This is a genomic window from Colwellia demingiae (assembly GCF_007954275.1).
In the GTDB taxonomy this organism is placed as follows: Bacteria; Pseudomonadota; Gammaproteobacteria; order Enterobacterales; family Alteromonadaceae; genus Colwellia; species Colwellia demingiae.
Window position 1 is genome coordinate 20,920 of sequence record NZ_VOLT01000015.1, and the last position, 15,742, is coordinate 36,661.

The 15,742-nt window shown below is 38.2% G+C and carries 11 protein-coding genes and 1 tRNA gene; 5 read left to right on the forward strand and 7 right to left on the reverse strand.

Annotated elements, in window-relative coordinates; translation table 11 throughout:
- Positions 1-164 precede the first annotated feature (164 nt).
- Both ESZ36_RS20710 and ESZ36_RS20715 read left to right on the forward strand, forming a co-directional pair.
- Positions 165-2,246 (forward strand): TonB-dependent siderophore receptor, encoded by a 2,082-nt coding sequence (locus tag ESZ36_RS20710; RefSeq protein ID WP_146791533.1) that lies wholly within the window; start codon positions 165-167, stop codon positions 2,244-2,246.
- A gap of 54 nt (positions 2,247-2,300) precedes the next feature.
- Positions 2,301-3,419, forward strand: coding sequence for a PepSY-associated TM helix domain-containing protein (locus ESZ36_RS20715; RefSeq protein WP_146791415.1), 1,119 nt, complete (start codon positions 2,301-2,303; stop codon positions 3,417-3,419).
- 101 nt (positions 3,420-3,520) lie between these two features.
- On the opposite strand, the gene ESZ36_RS20720 is transcribed toward ESZ36_RS20715, so the two are convergent.
- From ESZ36_RS20720 to ESZ36_RS20730, 3 genes are all read right to left on the reverse strand, one after another.
- Positions 3,521-4,690: a CaiB/BaiF CoA transferase family protein gene (locus ESZ36_RS20720; protein WP_146791417.1), complete on the reverse strand. Its 1,170-nt coding sequence runs from the start codon at positions 4,688-4,690 to the stop codon at positions 3,521-3,523.
- Between the two features lie 77 nt (positions 4,691-4,767).
- Complete coding sequence (locus tag ESZ36_RS20725; RefSeq protein ID WP_146791419.1) at positions 4,768-5,535, reverse strand: 3-hydroxyacyl-CoA dehydrogenase; 768 nt, start codon at positions 5,533-5,535, stop codon at positions 4,768-4,770.
- A 14-nt stretch (positions 5,536-5,549) separates the two neighbouring features.
- The gene (locus ESZ36_RS20730) at positions 5,550-6,707 is read right to left on the reverse strand and encodes an acyl-CoA dehydrogenase family protein (RefSeq protein WP_146791421.1); all 1,158 of its coding nucleotides are present in this window, start codon (positions 6,705-6,707) and stop codon (positions 5,550-5,552) included.
- 270 nt (positions 6,708-6,977) lie between these two features.
- Here ESZ36_RS20730 and ESZ36_RS20735 point away from each other — a divergent pair, with 270 nt between their 5' ends.
- Positions 6,978-7,973, forward strand: coding sequence for an AraC family transcriptional regulator (locus ESZ36_RS20735; protein ID WP_146791423.1), 996 nt, complete (start codon positions 6,978-6,980; stop codon positions 7,971-7,973).
- Positions 7,974-8,023: 50 nt separating this feature from the next.
- Here ESZ36_RS20735 and ESZ36_RS20740 read toward each other — a convergent pair whose 3' ends face one another.
- The 4 genes from ESZ36_RS20740 to ESZ36_RS23145 form a co-directional block, all read right to left on the reverse strand.
- Positions 8,024-8,743, reverse strand: coding sequence for a substrate-binding periplasmic protein (locus tag ESZ36_RS20740; protein ID WP_146791424.1), 720 nt, complete (start codon positions 8,741-8,743; stop codon positions 8,024-8,026).
- 140 nt (positions 8,744-8,883) lie between these two features.
- On the reverse strand, positions 8,884-10,707 hold the full coding sequence (locus ESZ36_RS20745; RefSeq protein ID WP_146791426.1) for a nitrilase-related carbon-nitrogen hydrolase: 1,824 nt from the start codon (positions 10,705-10,707) through the stop codon (positions 8,884-8,886).
- A gap of 223 nt (positions 10,708-10,930) precedes the next feature.
- On the reverse strand, positions 10,931-12,451 hold the full coding sequence (locus tag ESZ36_RS20750; protein WP_146791428.1) for a hypothetical protein: 1,521 nt from the start codon (positions 12,449-12,451) through the stop codon (positions 10,931-10,933).
- Positions 12,452-13,135: 684 nt separating this feature from the next.
- Positions 13,136-13,507: a lipid-binding SYLF domain-containing protein gene (locus tag ESZ36_RS23145; RefSeq protein WP_342779755.1), complete on the reverse strand. Its 372-nt coding sequence runs from the start codon at positions 13,505-13,507 to the stop codon at positions 13,136-13,138.
- 481 nt (positions 13,508-13,988) lie between these two features.
- On the opposite strand from ESZ36_RS23145, the gene ESZ36_RS20760 reads away from it, so the two are divergent.
- Together ESZ36_RS20760 and ESZ36_RS20765 are read left to right on the forward strand one after the other, a co-directional pair.
- A tRNA-Ser gene (locus ESZ36_RS20760) sits at positions 13,989-14,079 on the forward strand.
- Positions 14,080-14,212: 133 nt separating this feature from the next.
- Complete coding sequence (locus ESZ36_RS20765) at positions 14,213-15,676, forward strand: acyloxyacyl hydrolase (RefSeq protein WP_146791430.1); 1,464 nt, start codon at positions 14,213-14,215, stop codon at positions 15,674-15,676.
- Positions 15,677-15,742 lie beyond the last annotated feature (66 nt).

A 15,742-nucleotide genomic window follows, 5' to 3' on the forward strand; every position in this document is an offset into this window, starting at 1 on the left:
TTTTCATACTGTACAGTCAACAGATCTACAGCTAATCAAACGATAATGATTAGCATTTACATCGAGGGTTTGCTTATGTATTATGTACTCAATTAAAACAAGATACTTATTAGGCTATAGCAGTGAAAAACCTCCCTTTAAATTTGATTACCATCACCATTTTAATGACAACAAATGCATTTGCCGAAGGCAGTAAAGATAAAGATGTAGAGAAGATTGAAGTTCAAGGCACCTATATCGAAGGATATGGTGCCCATGAAGTCAGTGGGGCATCACGTTTAGATTTATCTATTATAGAAATACCGCAATCTGTGTCCGTAATTACCAGTGCACAAATGAGAGACTTTCAATTATCTGACATCAATGCAGCACTAGACTCTGCAACAGGTATCAATGTTGAACGAATTGAAACAGATAGAACTTATTACACAGCACGCGGTTTTGACGTAACAAACTTTCAGATTGATGGTGTAGGTTTACCTTTAACGTCTGGCAATAACCACGCGGATGAAGATACTGCTATTTATGAACGTATAGAGGTTATTCGTGGTGCAAATGGTTTGATGACGGGTGTTGGTAATCCATCAGCAACCATTAATTTTATTCGTAAACGCCCAACAGAAGAAACAGAAGTGAATGTTAGAGGAACGGTTGGTTCTTGGGATAAAACGCGTCTAGAGGTAGATGCGTCAACTCCACTTACTGATAAAGTGAGTGCTCGTGTTGTGTTAGTTAAACAAGACAATAAATCTTATTTAGATCGATACGAACAAGATAAAAGCGTCGCCTATGCCTTTATTGGTGCAGAATTGACAGACAGCACCTATCTATCAATAAGTCATAGTTATAATGAAAGCGATGCCAAAGGCAATAATTGGGGTGCTAATCCTCTTTATTATACTGATGGCAGCGCGACCGATTATGAAACTTCAACGAATACTTCAGCAAATTGGTCAAACTGGCAAGTCGTTAAAAATAACACTGTTGTTGAATTAGCACATTATTTCAATTCCCAATGGAGTTTACGTGCAACTTACTCACATAAAACAACAGATGAAGACACTGAATTATTCTATGTTTACGGCACACCAGATAAAACCACTGAGTTAGGTCTGCTTGGTTATGCGAGTGAATATGATCTAGATGATAAACATAATTCATTTGATGCTTACATCAATGGGGATTTTTCATTATTCGGCCGTGAACATCAAATAGTCGCGGGTATCAATTACGCGAAGATGAGTTATGTTGATAAATCACTCTATGATTACACAACAGGTAATGGTTTCCCTGCTATGCCACCGTTACCTCAATGGGACGGGAATACACCTAAGCCAACATTTAATGACGGCTTAACGGGCAGTGATATCACTAATGAACAAAAAGCAGCCTACTTTACCGCACGTTTTGAAGTGTTAGACAATTTACATGTGATAGCTGGTGGACGTTATAACGATTGGAAAGTGAAAGGCAGTTCATATAATGTTATTCAAGACGCATCTGATAAAGAATTTATTCCCTATTTAGGCGCGGTATATCAAATTACGCCAGAATTAGTTGCGTATACCAGTTATACCGAAACATTTTTATCACAAACAAAATTAGATATTAACGATAAAATTCTCGCTCCTATTACAGGTGAAAGCAAAGAGATAGGCATTAAAAGTGAATTCTTCGATGGCCTATTGATAGGATCTTTTGCCTACTTTGACGTTCAGCAAACGAATGTCGCTAAACTCAATGAAGACACAATAAACTTACCTATTGATCAACAACGCTATATTGGTGCTGACGGTATTAAGAGTCATGGTTTTGAATTGGAATTAGCAGGGCAAATATATGATAACTTGCAGATAAGCTTTGGTTTTACCGATTTCAATATTTCAGGTGATGAAGTTGTGGCAAGTTACACACCATCGACCTTACTTAAGTTAGCTGCTACCTACACAGTTCCCGCCATTGAAGGGTTATCAATAGGTGTCAATATGAATTGGCAAGATGATATTTCACGTAAACAAGGTGTTGTTGGTGATGGATTCGCTAACGCAGGTGATGAAATAATCACCAAACAAGACGCCTACGCGGTTGTTAATTTAATGATGGCGTATGCTATTACCGACAATGTCAGTTTATCACTTAATGCCAATAATATAACCGATGAAAAATATATCAACAGCTTATATTGGGCTCAAGGATATTACGGTGCACCCGCTAACTATTCAGCCACATTAAGCTGGTCACTTTAAGGAAAAACGTAGTGGTATTACGATAGGTAATACCACTTGTCATTGTAAAATATTATGAGAAAAAAATTATATAAATGGCATTCTGTTGGAGCGCTTTTTGCCATGTTACCCTTGTTAATTATTTCCCTTACAGGAAGTATTTTAGTCTTTAAGGTTGAGCTAGATACTTTATTAATGCCTGATAAAATGCAAGTGAGTAACACTAGTTCTGGGGAGAGACTCTCGTTAGATGTACTCATGGCGAACGTGAAATCAAAATACCCTGATCATGAAATAGGCAGTTGGGAATTATTTGATGATAAAAGTAGAACCGATACCGCTTATCTCATTAAGCAGCATACAACGGATTGGTCGAAGTTATATTTAAACCAATATACCGGGAAATTGCTTTCAACACCGGTTGGTTTGTCAGATGATCTGAGTGATTGGTTATTAGATTTACATTATAAATTACTGTTAGACACCTACGGCATGTTTCTAGGGGCTATTGTATCGTTATTGCTTTTGTTTTTAGGCATTAGTGGCATCATTTTATATCGTAAGTTTTGGATCAATTTTTTCACTTTACGATTAAGACTTGCCCGCAGAATATTTTTTAGTGACCTACATAAGATGATTGGTATATCAAGCTCACCCGTTATCCTTATTCTCGCGTTTACGGGGGCATATTGGAATATTTCACTGGTGATACATGAGGTATCAGAACATATTGTTGAAGCGCCGTATTTAATTGAAAAACAATTACATAATCAAGAGCTTTCAATACAGACATTATTAGACAGTAATCAAGAAACGATTAAAAACTTTGAAGCAACTTACCTATTAATGCCATTTGAACCAGGAATGGATATCATGTTTTACGGCACAGTGAACTCAGCAAATCCACTAAATAGTAACTATTCGAGTACGATATCTTACGATAAAAATTCAGGGGAAATGATTCATTCAGAAGATGTGAGATCGGCGAATGCATTACATGTAACCATTGACAGTTTTAGAAAGTTACACTTTGGTCATTTTGGTGGTTTAACCAGCAAGTTAATTTGGTGTGTTTTAGGATTAAGTCCATTAATTTTAGCGTTTACAGGTTTGTATCTTTATTTATATAAAAACAGGAATAGAAAGTTATTGTTTGTTTCTCGCGTTAAAACGCCGATAAAACAGCTAATTTAGCCGTATAACAATAAAGTCTGCTTAGGTGTCTACTAATTTACAAAGCACACTTTATTATTTAATTAAATGACTATGCAGGTGTTCTGAGTAGCAGTGGTTTACTAAAAAGTTACCACGCCACTTTTTTTAAATGCCGTTATTTTGCTATTGCTTAAGCCCAATTCAGATAGTATTTGCTTGCCATCAACACCAACCTCACCACCTGCTTGTTGATACTCAGGTTGGTAACCTGAAAACTTAATGGGACAAGCTAGTTGCTTTTGTATACCTGTTTGCGGGTGCTGCACATCGACAATCAACTCTCTGGCAACAATATGAGGATGCTCACAGGCTTCTTTTAAATTAAGTACAGGTTCAACACATAAATCAAGTTTGATAAATATTGCCTGCCATTGCTGATAAGTTTTTTGCTTAAAAGCGAGAGTAAAACTGTCTTTAATTTGTTGCTGCGCTGAGGGCTTGCTCGCTAGTGGGAGTAAGTGTTCTAAATCGAGTAGTTGGCACAAACCACTGAAAAACTTTGGCTCTAAGCTACCAACGGAAAGGTAACGACCATCGCTGGTCTGATAATAATCATAAAAAGTACCCCCATTAAGCAGTTGAGATTCAGCTCCTGGTATTTCATTACCCGCGAGTGCTCCTGCACCACTCATTGCATTCAATGCAAAAGCACAGTCGGTCATGCTGATATCAATCATTTGACCTTCACTTGTACGTTGACGGTGATGTAGTGCGGTTAATATACCAATAACACCATGCAGAGACCCGCCGGCAACATCAGCTATTTGAATGCCCTGAGGAATGGGAGATTGTTCTTTTCTTTTGGAATAACTACTGATGCCAGCAATAGCGAGGTAATTTAAATCATGTCCCGCGCGATCTTTGTAAGGACCTGTTTGACCGTAACCTGTGATTGCACAATAAATTAATTTCGGGTTTATTGCTTTTAGGGTTTCATAGCCAATACCAAGCCTATCCATAACGCCAGGCCTGAACTGCTCAAGCACCACATCATACTCTTGGACAAGCGCTTTAATAATTTCAATGGCTTCTGGTTGTTTTAAGTCCAGTGCAATGGATTCTTTAGAACGGTTCAAATATTGATGAGCAGCAGAAGAAGTGCCTACTTGGGGTGACATTTCTCTGACTAAATCTATGCGTGTTGGCGATTCGACTCGTAAAACTTTTGCGCCGAGATCGGCAAGCACCATGGAGGCGTATGGGCCGGGAAGTAGGGTAGAAAGATCTAAAATTTTAACATCGCTTAACATGGACTACTCCAACAGAAAAATTAAAACTAGCAGAAAAAAAAGGGGGCTAATAATTTGCCCCCCCAAAAACGCAAACTTTATTTAGGTTCCATTCGAATAGCGCCATCAAGACGTATAACTTCGCCATTGAGGTAACTATTGGTAATGATGTGAGCGGCTAAAGCAGCATATTCGACCGGATCGCCAAAACGCTTAGGACTTTGCACCATTTTGATTAGTGGTTCGCGAACTTCATCACTGAATCCTTTCATCATAGCCGTATCGAAAATACCAGGTGCTATGGTCATAATACGAATGCCAAATGGTGCTAAATCGCGGGCAATAGGCAAAGTCATCGAAACAATACCGCCTTTACTAGCGCTATAGGCTGATTGACCAACTTGACCATCGTAGGCAGCAACTGAGGCTGTATTGATAATTACGCCACGTTCGCCTTTAGCATCAGGTTCGTTTTTAGCCATTTGCTCAGCAGCTAAACGTAGTACATTAAAGGTACCAATCAGGTTAATATTGATAACCTGTGAAAATTTATCTAAAGCTAATGCGCCATTACGACCAACGGTTTTACCGCCAGGAGCAATACCTGCACAATTAATACAAGCGTGAATGGTGCCAAAGGCATCAACGGCTGCTTTTATACCGGCAACAACTGAAGTTTCGTCAGTAACATTTACTTTAGCGAAAATCGACTTTTCGCCTAACATTGCAACAAGGGAATTTCCTGCATCTTCGTTCAAGTCAAAGGCAACAATTTTTGCACCTTGTTTGGCCAATTCTTGGCAAGTAACTAAACCTAAGCCTGAAGCGGCGCCAGTTACGACAACGACTTTGTTATTTAAATCCATGGTAAATCCTTAAATTAGTTTATTTCTTGTAACAAATCACGCGCGATAATCACTCTTTGAATTTCGCTCGTACCTTCATAAATCGATGCCACACGTACATCTCGTGCATAGCGTTCTAGTGGATAGTCTTTAATGTAGCCTGCGCCGCCCATTAGTTGCAGTGCGGTATAACAAACCTGATTAGCTTTTTCAGAAGCAAAAAGTTTGGCCATTGAAGCTTCTTTTCCAAAAGGTTGTCCTTTATCTTTTTTATCCGCTGCGTTCATCAGTAATAAACGTGCTGCTTCTAGATCAGTATAAGCATCGGCTAGCATCCATTGAATGCCTTGGAACTTTGCTATCTTTTGACCAAATTGTTGACGCTCGTTAACATAATCACGGGCAAAATCGATGGCAGCTAAACCTATGCCTAAAGAAAGTGAACCAATACCAATACGACCACCAGCAAGTTCGGATACCGCTACTTTAAAACCTTGGTTTAGTTTGCCCATTAAGGCATCTTTAGGCAGTCGACAATTATCAAAGACCACTTCGTTAGTAGCAGAAGCATGTTGGCCCATTTTTTTCTCGGCTGGTGATATAATTAGACCTGGCGCATCGGCTTCAACTAAGAAGCACGAAATACCTTTACCTCTTGGCGCACTAGGGTCAGTTACTGCCCATAATACGAATACACCAGCATATTCACCGCTAGTGATATATTGTTTAGCGCCATTAATAACCCATTCATCACCTTCTAAAATGGCTTTAGTTTTCATACCTGATGGATCTGAACCCGCACCAGACTCGGTCAAACAAAAGCCACCTGCTGCATATTCACCACTACAAAGTTTAGGTAGATACTTTTCTTTTTGCGCTTCACTAGCCACAGACTCAATGACTTCACCAACCATATTTGTTACTGACATGGTGACTGCTGTTGAAGCGCAGGCACGTGAAATTTCAGTCATTGCTAGGCTAAAGACTACAGTACCAGCTTCAGCTCCACCGTATTGTGAACCCACATTTAGTCCCATAAAACCGAGCTCAGCGAGTTTTTTCAAATTACTTAAGAACAGTTCGCGGTCACCATGTTGATCGAGTTTTTCAGCCACAGGCGCAAGTTCAGTTTGTGCAAACTTAGCCGCCATGTCTTTTATCATCGCTTGGTCTTCAGTTAGTGAAAGGTCCATAATAGTTCTCTTTTAGTTTTTCTTAGTAAAATTAGGTGCTTATTAATTATTGCTCGCACTTATTTGGAGAAGTACAAGCACGTTATTTCTAATCTCATGTATCGACACTTGGATATTGAAAGATAAGACTTAAAAATAGATGCTAATACTATAAGTAGAATTAAAGTTAATTTAAATGACAAAAGGTAACGATATAACTCACTAAACATTACACGTTAAGTGTAGTTAAGGTATAGTTGATTATAAATATAGGCGATAGAAACGATAATCATGGCCAAAGTAGATATTCATTATTTTCACCAAGCGCTCGATTGTGCTGTACGTAAAGGCTTTGATGGTGACAAAATATTATTATCATTAGGTATTACTATTACGCCCAACCAACAACGAGTTGATGGTGAACAAATGACTCGTTTAGTGCAATATGTGTGGGCAAACCTAAACGATGAATTCCTAGGCTGTACTAAAAATCCTTGTAAGACGGGGATATTTCCTTTTATGGCTCATCATGTGTTTCACTATAAAAGCCTTGGAAAAATGCTTGAGCAAGGTATTTTGTTTTACAATTTAGTGACAAATGATATGCAAATGAAGTTAGTTAGGGGAGGTGACGTTGCTGAATTAGAATTTGTTTTTACCCATCCTGAATGTGACCCTAAGCATTTCTTTCTCGAGTTCTGGTTAATTATTTGGCATCGTTTTTCTAGTTGGTTAATTGATGTGAAAATTCCGTTGAGCCAAGTTTGTTTTTCTCATCCAAAACCAAAGCACTCTCAGGAGGTAAAGTTACTTTTTTCATGTCGGCATAGTTTTAACCGTCCAGTAGTAAAATTATGTTTTCATGCGAAATATTTAGATTTACCCTGCGTTAGAACGAGGAAAGAACTCACTCGATTTTTACGAAATTCACCTGAAGATTTAATAACTATTCCAGGAAGTGGGCAAAGTTTTAAAGCCAAAATTAGAGCAATACTGATACATGATGAGAACGATATTCTTTATTGTCCAAGTTTTGAAAGACTTGCCCTGAACTTAAATATGAGTGCACAAACGCTACGCCGTCGTCTTAAAGTTGAAGGGACAAGTTATCCGATGATTAAGGATGAAATCAGGCGCGACTTGGCAATTGATTATTTAGTTATGAGTAACCGCAACATTACCGATATTTCCAATATATTGGGTTTCAGCGAACCACGCTCATTTACCCGCGCTTTTAAACACTGGACGGGAGTATCACCATCAAAATACAGCCGTTCTAAGGTGTGATCTAATTAACTTGGTGCGGACCACTTCATTAGTGAGATAGCATTAGACTACTACGGATTTAACGGATGATTTTCTAAAGATGCTTTAAGGCTCTTTAACCCTTTATCAAGTAACTTCATCATTGCTTTCGTGTCACTTTTTTTACTAAATGCGACATATATATTACTTTGATGATTCACCTGTCCTTGTTTGATGGATGAATGTTCTAAACCCATTCTTGTCATTGTATCTTTGGCTACTTCATCAAACATGATTGCCATATCTACTCTTTTTTTACGAAGAAGATGGACTATTTGTTTTTGAGTTCCCACTCTAACTTCTTGAAATCGATGTTTGTTTTGTTGGAAAGCGTCGCCATATTCATAACCCAATATTAAAGCGATTGTTGTTCGGTCAGGAATGTCACTTGCCGATGAAAAGTCTAGATCAGAATCATTATTATAATAAAATGAAGCTGTAGCTTGTAATAGAGGCTCTTCACCAAAATTGAATATACTCTCGGTATTGGCTTGTTTGGTGACATTAAAGGCACCATCGGCGCTACCCACCTTAACCATATGTAGTGCTCTGGCATAAGGGACTACTATAAACTCAACCTCTACATTGACAGCATGATAGGCTTTTTTGATGATTTCTTTAGATAAGCCATTCCCTTGATTATTAGAATATGGGGGCCAGCTATTTTCAACGGCAAGTGTCACTTTACTATTTGAATAACTATTAAAGCTAATACTAGCAAGGATAAATAGGCATACTAGTCGAGTTATCATATTAATTTGAAGACCATAGTTATAGCAATTGTACTAAGTGATTATTTTCAATAGTAATTATATTAATGGATTTATAATTGAAGTGCTAATCTGATAGTGGCAAGGACTTTGTGCTGTTCCCAGCCATCAGCTTAAATTAATCACTTAGTACAGGCTGCAATAGGATGAACCACCGCTTTGGTGATTTTACCGTACTGAAGTTTAACGAGAGGTTGGTTGATATAGCCAGTAAACTGTCGTGTTCTCCACTGAGGCAATAAAGCAGGGTCGGTAGTTAAATTAGCAATTAATCCTGTGGATTTCTGTGCTTTTACTTTGTTTTTACCATAAATATTGTCACTAGCGTTATCAGTTGGTAAATGGTTAGCGAAGCTTTTTTCACGACTTGCTGCCACAATGCAAATTCGATTTTCAGCGGCGCGAGATAACAAACTATATTCAACCTCGCTTGGCTCTTGAATATCAAACGGAACCAGTAATACGTGGATGCCATGTAACGTCGCAATGTTGACTATTTCAGGGATATTAGCGTCATCTGCTGTTAGCATAGCAACGATGATATTCCCTTGCTCTAAGGGTAATTCAATAATAGTTAACTCATTACCGAGTGAAGTCCATTGATATCGTTGGCAAAAATGTAACTGCTGCTGTGTTGCCAATAAGCCATGTTCATTTATTAGCACTGCCTGATGAACACCCTCAATAATTAAACTAGTACATAAGTATTGAAAAGGTCTAAGCACGGAACTGACTTGTTCGATTAGCTGTTTGCTCAAATTTTCAATCTGAGTTCTTTGTTCAATCTCATGGGTGATTGTTTTATCTGCAATAAAGAATAATTCAGGTAATTGAATAATGTCAGTAACATTATTCTCAATATACTGACAAACATCTTCAATGGCTTGCTCGTTAGACTTATATGTTGCAAATATCGCAACATTAGCCGTTAATGGCACCTTATTAGCATTCACATGCTGTGGCGCTCCTTCGATATTATCTGTTTGTTTTATAGCTGCTGTTAGCTTTTGATAAAGCTCAGGGCGCAATTGTTTTGAAAACTGTGTGCCATCAGGACGAAATTTTTGATTAAGCCCGACATTTGTTTTAGTTTCTGATCCAGTTATCACTTCAGTTAACTCTATATCAGCAAAAATAAAACCTTCTTCATTATTAGTGAGCTTTGCTAGTATCTTGCCATCAGGAGAAACTATTTGGCTTTGACCAGCACCAACGCTAGTACAATCAAGATCTTCTTCCGCTTGTTCTGATGGTCTCAATGTACCCACTTTATTTGCCGTTGCTACGAATACATTGTTTTCGAAAGCTCGAGTTGGGTCATGTAAATTGCTTTGATCGATTGCGAAGGTATTGATGGAGTTACACAGTAATTGCGCACCACTTAAGGCTAACTCCCGTGATGCTTCGAAGCTCATGCTATCGTTACCTGTGAGTAGTCCGAATTTTCCAATTGGGGTTATTACTACTTCATGTTCTGTACTCATATTAGTGAAAAAATCACTTTCATGCCCAGTTAACGTGTGTTTATCCGTTTGGTTGATGAGATCTCCACGTGGGGAAAATAAGCATGAGGTCACACTAATGTTCGATTTAAACGAACTACCTTGCTTAGTACCAGTGATATTGCGGGACTGGTCTCGTCGTAACGTGACATTGAGCACAATATAACAACCATGCTTTTTCGCTTGCTGCGCTATCTCTTGTAAAAATTCACCATCAATCTGTAAAGCTTCATCCCAAGCCTGATTATGGTCGACGTAACAAGTTTGAGCCTTATCAAAAGATATATTACTAATAGGGGTATTAGTAAAAAGGGTATTACAATATTCAGGAAGAACGATCAGTGCCGGCTTACAGGTTGCAGCCTCATTTATCATACGTACGCAACTTGCTAGGTTTTCTTGAGAATTTGAAGAGGTGGCAAACTGAGAAACGGCTACTCGCATGATTTATACTTTCCAGATAACTTATGATGTTTGAATTTAACAATGTGAAAGCATGATGCTTTATCGAAGAGATTTTACATGAAAAATGTATGGTTGAGGCTATTTTAATAGATTTTTTCTGGGGTAATTACAGGCTGTCGATCTTTCATCCAAAATGGGTGATCGACAACCTTTTACTGTAAAACACAGCGTGTGGGTTTTTCACACACACTGTTTCCAATCATTAGCCTTCACAGGCAATCCAAACCACGCCATCTACACTACATTCGAAGAGGGTGGTGTTGTCTTCTTGTTTGATTGATTTGACCCAGTTATTCTCATTATCTTTGTCAATAACAATGTTGTCGTATTCCAGGCGTTTACGCCAATAATCGGTATCAACAAGCACATCTTGGTTCCAACCGATCGCAAAGGAAGACATGTTGCTGATTATCTCAGTAGCAGCTAACATGTCGCTTTTGTCTTTAATGTTGATCCAATCAGGTAGAGCCGTGAACTCTTGGTTTTGTTCTCTAAAGTGTAATTCAGTGGAATAGGTCGAATTTCCTTCGGCGAAGCGGTATGAGTAGCTACGCTCATAAGGGTTTTCTAGATTATCATTTGAGCATTCTTCTATTGTTGCAAATGATACGGTGGGTACAATATTACTAAGTTCATATTGCACGCTGTTTTCTTCGAAACTGACACGTTCTATATTGCCACAACGATAAGAGTTATCATCGTTACGATAGATATCTTGACGAACACGCAACCAGCCTCCAACGTTTTGATCGCCCCAAGGTTGTCCGCTTTCATGAAATTTAGATAAGATTATATCTGCCTTAGAGAGTGATTGATCGTCAGCTAGTTTTACAAATTCTGAAAAATCTTCTGTATCAAGGAAAATAATTTCATCGCGATACCATGCATCTGTGAATCCTAGCTCTTCATCTCTGACTGCATCTTGGTATACAGTGACCCGTATTTCTGCTGCGTCAGGGTAAATTTTTTCAAGCTTTTTCTTGTGTTTGTATGCTGCTTTTAGGCCTTTGACGATTGCTTGAGCATGATCATACGTCTCAGTATCTTTAGAGGCGATAAAGTCGGAATATATTTGCTCTTCTGATAGGTTGTAGTGCTGCACTAGGTTTAGCATTACATTTTCAACTTCATTTTTTATTTCGTTGCGAAGGGCACTGTCTTGTTTAAGTTGGTCACAGGTTAAATTGCCTTTACCGCTAGCTTTGAGTTGGCGTTTTAGCTGTCCCCAAATAACCGTGGTGAGTGGTGAAATGTTGCGGATATCATTATCAGATATTGCTTCGATGGATGGTGGGAATGACATTTGGTAAGCTTCGGTAACTTCACCGAGGTCAAGATCCATAGCCCCTACGGGAACGTCGACATAAGTGGTTGAATACGGGACACATGCAGCTTGATCTTCAGAGAATTCAAAGCTGTAATCACCGGACTCACCTGAGACGGTAGAGGGTTCTGTTTGTTGGTCATATTTTCCATCCCCGTCAAAATCTAACCAAACGGTTGCACCGACGACATAGCCATCAATAACTTTTCCGCTTGATCTTATTGTCGTCTCGGAAGGTAGTGGCGCGGGTTTTGTTATAGGCACTGGTACTGGTATTGGTTTTTCTACGGTATCTGGTGTTAGTAGTATCTCTGGGGTGTCAGAGCCACCACCGCCGCAAGCGGTAAGTGAAAGTGCGAACACTGATGAGATGATTAGTTTGTTATTGTTATTAATCATGAATGATTGTCCCTGTTAAAATAAATTCCATAAACCAGCTTGTCGTTTGAAACGTTGTCTTGCGCTATAAGCACATATTATTCACGACAGTAATATCGTTGCATTGTGTCCTTTAATAAAGGAGCTATCAGCTGAAAACTATCCATTAACGTTTTAAAGAAGCGCTAAAATTGTAAGATAGAATTTCTGCTGAATGTTATAAGAAGACATTAATCTTTTTAAGTACTTAGGTCAACTATGTCCTAAATATGGCCCAATATATGATCTAATTTCCCATATAAATCATTAATACGGATTTCAACTTTGATATGGGAACCGACATCATTAGATTTGAGAGTAGGGAGGGTTTGTATGAGGGGGATAAATCAGTTGGTGTTAGAAGTTAAAACAGTGAATGAAATTTACTTCATTCACTGTACTCAATAGCAAAGTTACCTAATGCCTTTACATTAAGGCAATAAACAGAAGACGGCCAGTTTACTCAGCGTTCTGCACTACATCATCAGTAAAGTCAGTTGGCCAAAATTTATAACCTTGCACCGTCGCTTGTGCTGCTGCACCCCATAATGCGGATTGATATATTCTTACTCCTTCGACATCATAAGAAGTATTGGCTGCTGCTTGTCCACCTTCTTCTTCGTGCTTTGCACTTGCTTCAGCTCGAGCACCGGCATCCCAACCTTCTTATTTAAAACGTTTTAATGCATCAGCACTGCTATAAGCATAAACAAAAGCTACCGATTTAAAACCAATGCCAACACCAACACCTAACGAAGCAAAGCGATAAAATTCAGACTGGCCATTCTCTTTAAGAACACAAACACCACCACCAGTAGATGCGGCAAATAAATAACTATCACTACCGGTACAAACCAAATAACCCAAGCTTTTACTTAACACACCTTTAGCGGTTGGATGATCTTCATAAATTTGTTCTAGCGCTTCAGACGTTTCTTTAACGGCATTTTTCTTTTTATCAGCTGGGGTATTACCTGTAGCACAACCCAATAATAAACTGGTGGTTACGCCTGCCAAAATAAGATTTTTTACTGTCATTAGTTATCCCTCAAGAGTTAATTGTAAATCAGTTTTTTATTATTTAACTTTTTTAGTAAATCAATTAATTAATATAGGATTAATTAATTGATAAAGATAATGTTTTTACATCATTTTTTTTAAATTCGTAGACTGACATGTTATCAAAAGTAATTTACCCACAAAATAGCACCAAATATTGTAAAGGTTGGGGTAGGGCTTTCATTATTTATCAGTGGTAATGTTATCAATAGTATAATGGGTGCTTTATTTGCGTTTCAGTTTGCTAAACAATTAGCGTTAATGAAATAGTTAATACTTCATGTAACCGTAACACCGTAAAATGATGCTTTTTAAGACAACTTGTTTTTAAAATACTCGATTTATATGTTTATATAACTTTATTTAACAATTTTTATATTTAACGCTTTACAAATAGAGCACCAGTATTTAGAATGCGCCCACTTTTGAGGAATAGCAGAATCTTTCTTTAAAGTAACTTGGTGAGATGGCTGAGTGGTCGAAAGCACCGGTCTTGAAAACCGGCAAGGGTTTGTAGCCCTTCTAGAGTTCAAATCTCTATCTCACCGCCACATTCAAAAAAGCCGCTAACTGAAAAGTTAGCGGCTTTTTGCTTTTATAATTTTATAAAAGTGATATAAAAAGCTATTGCTGATTATAAAGTGATTGAATATTGTTAATACTTAAGGACTGCGCGTGATCATTATGGATACGAATAAAAATTCCAATAAGGCAAATACACAACATGTTAAACGTATTGCTTTAGCCGTATCACTCGTAACATCCTCTTTATTACCTATTCACTCATTTGCTCAAGCAGAAGCCAGCCAAGACATTGAACCGCAAGTGTCTGTTGCATCACAACAAGCAGAAACTGATGTAGCGCTGAGTCCCGCAATTACCGTTGAAAATCTTGATGAAATTTATCGAGAAATGGCGACTAATACCCGTTTTGAGAATTTATCACCATCAAATGATTTTTTCGAATCACCTTATCAGATTTCTATTTTTTCGAATCCAAACGGTGAGGATAGTGAAAGACTTTGGTCTCAAACTAACTCGATTTTTGCTTACGGTTTTGGTGTCATCGGTTTAATTGCTTTATTACCAGAAGACATCTCAAATTGGGATAAAGAAGAAGGCGTTTTTAATAAATGGACTGAGAACGTGAAAGCTGGCCCTGTATGGGACAGAGACACGGGCATGTTAAACCTGATCGGTCATCCTTATTTTGGTGGTGTGTATTATCAAGTAGCCCGTAAGTCAGGTTATCGTCAGTGGGATTCATTTGTATACGCAACCATTATGTCGACCTTCTACTGGGAATACGGCATTGAAGCCTTTGCTGAAGTACCTTCAATTCAAGATTTAGTTATTACTCCTGTACTTGGTTGGGCCTACGGTGAGTGGGCATTCAATACCGAAATGGATATTAGAGAAGACGGTGGTGATGTTTGGGGTTCAAGCATTCTTGGTAGCACTGCATTATTCTTTCTCGACCCGGTTGATAGTATGAGTGTTGGTATTAACAACATGTTCGGTAAAGAAATTATCAGAGCGGGTACTGGTTATGTAAGCTTTAACGAAATCCCTTACGGTGATACAGGTCAAACTGATAGTCAAGTTAGCTTCAATATTTCATTACAACTGGGTGATGGTGGTCATTACTCGCCAAGTACAGCCAAACGTTCATCAAGAGATAGAGATCCTATTGATACTGGTATTATTGGTGTTAGTTATGGTGTGGGTCAGACACAGCTAGATGACTTATGGGATGTTGAAGGCGACACAACCACTGAATACAGTTTAGGCTTATATTTTACCCGCCAATTTTCGAGCAGGGTGACTTATTCTAAAGGAAAGTTTACTGACGGTTTGAGTCCAGCAGAAATAAATTATGAAAACTATAGCTTAGACAGTCAATTCTATTTTAATAGTGAAAACGACATCAGACCGTACTTAACGACAGGTTTTGGTGAAACGTTGTGGAAAAGAGACATAGACACTAAGAGATTCCAAGTAAATGCAGGTGTTGGTGCGCATTATAAACTCAATGATAATTTTGCCTTACAGTTAGATTGGCGTTTTTACCACAGTACTAATGCGAATACCTCTGATCATAATACCTCACTACGTTTAGTTTACTTATTAGGTAAGGGTGAGAGATAAACGCTTATATTTCGTAATAATTTAAGCTATTAGTCATGGCATAAATTGTAATTAAATATGAATAGT

What these genes read in the sequence shown, in the direction of transcription:
- ESZ36_RS20710 (WP_146791533.1), top strand. Translation starts at nt 165, where the DNA reads ATGACAACAAATGCATTTGCCGAAGGCAGTAAAGATAAAGATGTAGAG.
- ESZ36_RS20715 (WP_146791415.1), top strand. Translation starts at nt 2,301, where the DNA reads ATGAGAAAAAAATTATATAAATGGCATTCTGTTGGAGCGCTTTTTGCC.
- ESZ36_RS20720 (WP_146791417.1), bottom strand. Translation starts at nt 4,690, where the DNA reads ATGTTAAGCGATGTTAAAATTTTAGATCTTTCTACCCTACTTCCCGGC.
- ESZ36_RS20725 (WP_146791419.1), bottom strand. Translation starts at nt 5,535, where the DNA reads ATGGATTTAAATAACAAAGTCGTTGTCGTAACTGGCGCCGCTTCAGGC.
- ESZ36_RS20730 (WP_146791421.1), bottom strand. Translation starts at nt 6,707, where the DNA reads ATGGACCTTTCACTAACTGAAGACCAAGCGATGATAAAAGACATGGCG.
- ESZ36_RS20735 (WP_146791423.1), top strand. Translation starts at nt 6,978, where the DNA reads ATGGCCAAAGTAGATATTCATTATTTTCACCAAGCGCTCGATTGTGCT.
- ESZ36_RS20740 (WP_146791424.1), bottom strand. Translation starts at nt 8,743, where the DNA reads ATGATAACTCGACTAGTATGCCTATTTATCCTTGCTAGTATTAGCTTT.
- ESZ36_RS20745 (WP_146791426.1), bottom strand. Translation starts at nt 10,707, where the DNA reads ATGCGAGTAGCCGTTTCTCAGTTTGCCACCTCTTCAAATTCTCAAGAA.
- ESZ36_RS20750 (WP_146791428.1), bottom strand. Translation starts at nt 12,451, where the DNA reads ATGATTAATAACAATAACAAACTAATCATCTCATCAGTGTTCGCACTT.
- ESZ36_RS23145 (WP_342779755.1), bottom strand. Translation starts at nt 13,507, where the DNA reads ATGACAGTAAAAAATCTTATTTTGGCAGGCGTAACCACCAGTTTATTA.
- ESZ36_RS20765 (WP_146791430.1), top strand. Translation starts at nt 14,213, where the DNA reads ATGGATACGAATAAAAATTCCAATAAGGCAAATACACAACATGTTAAA.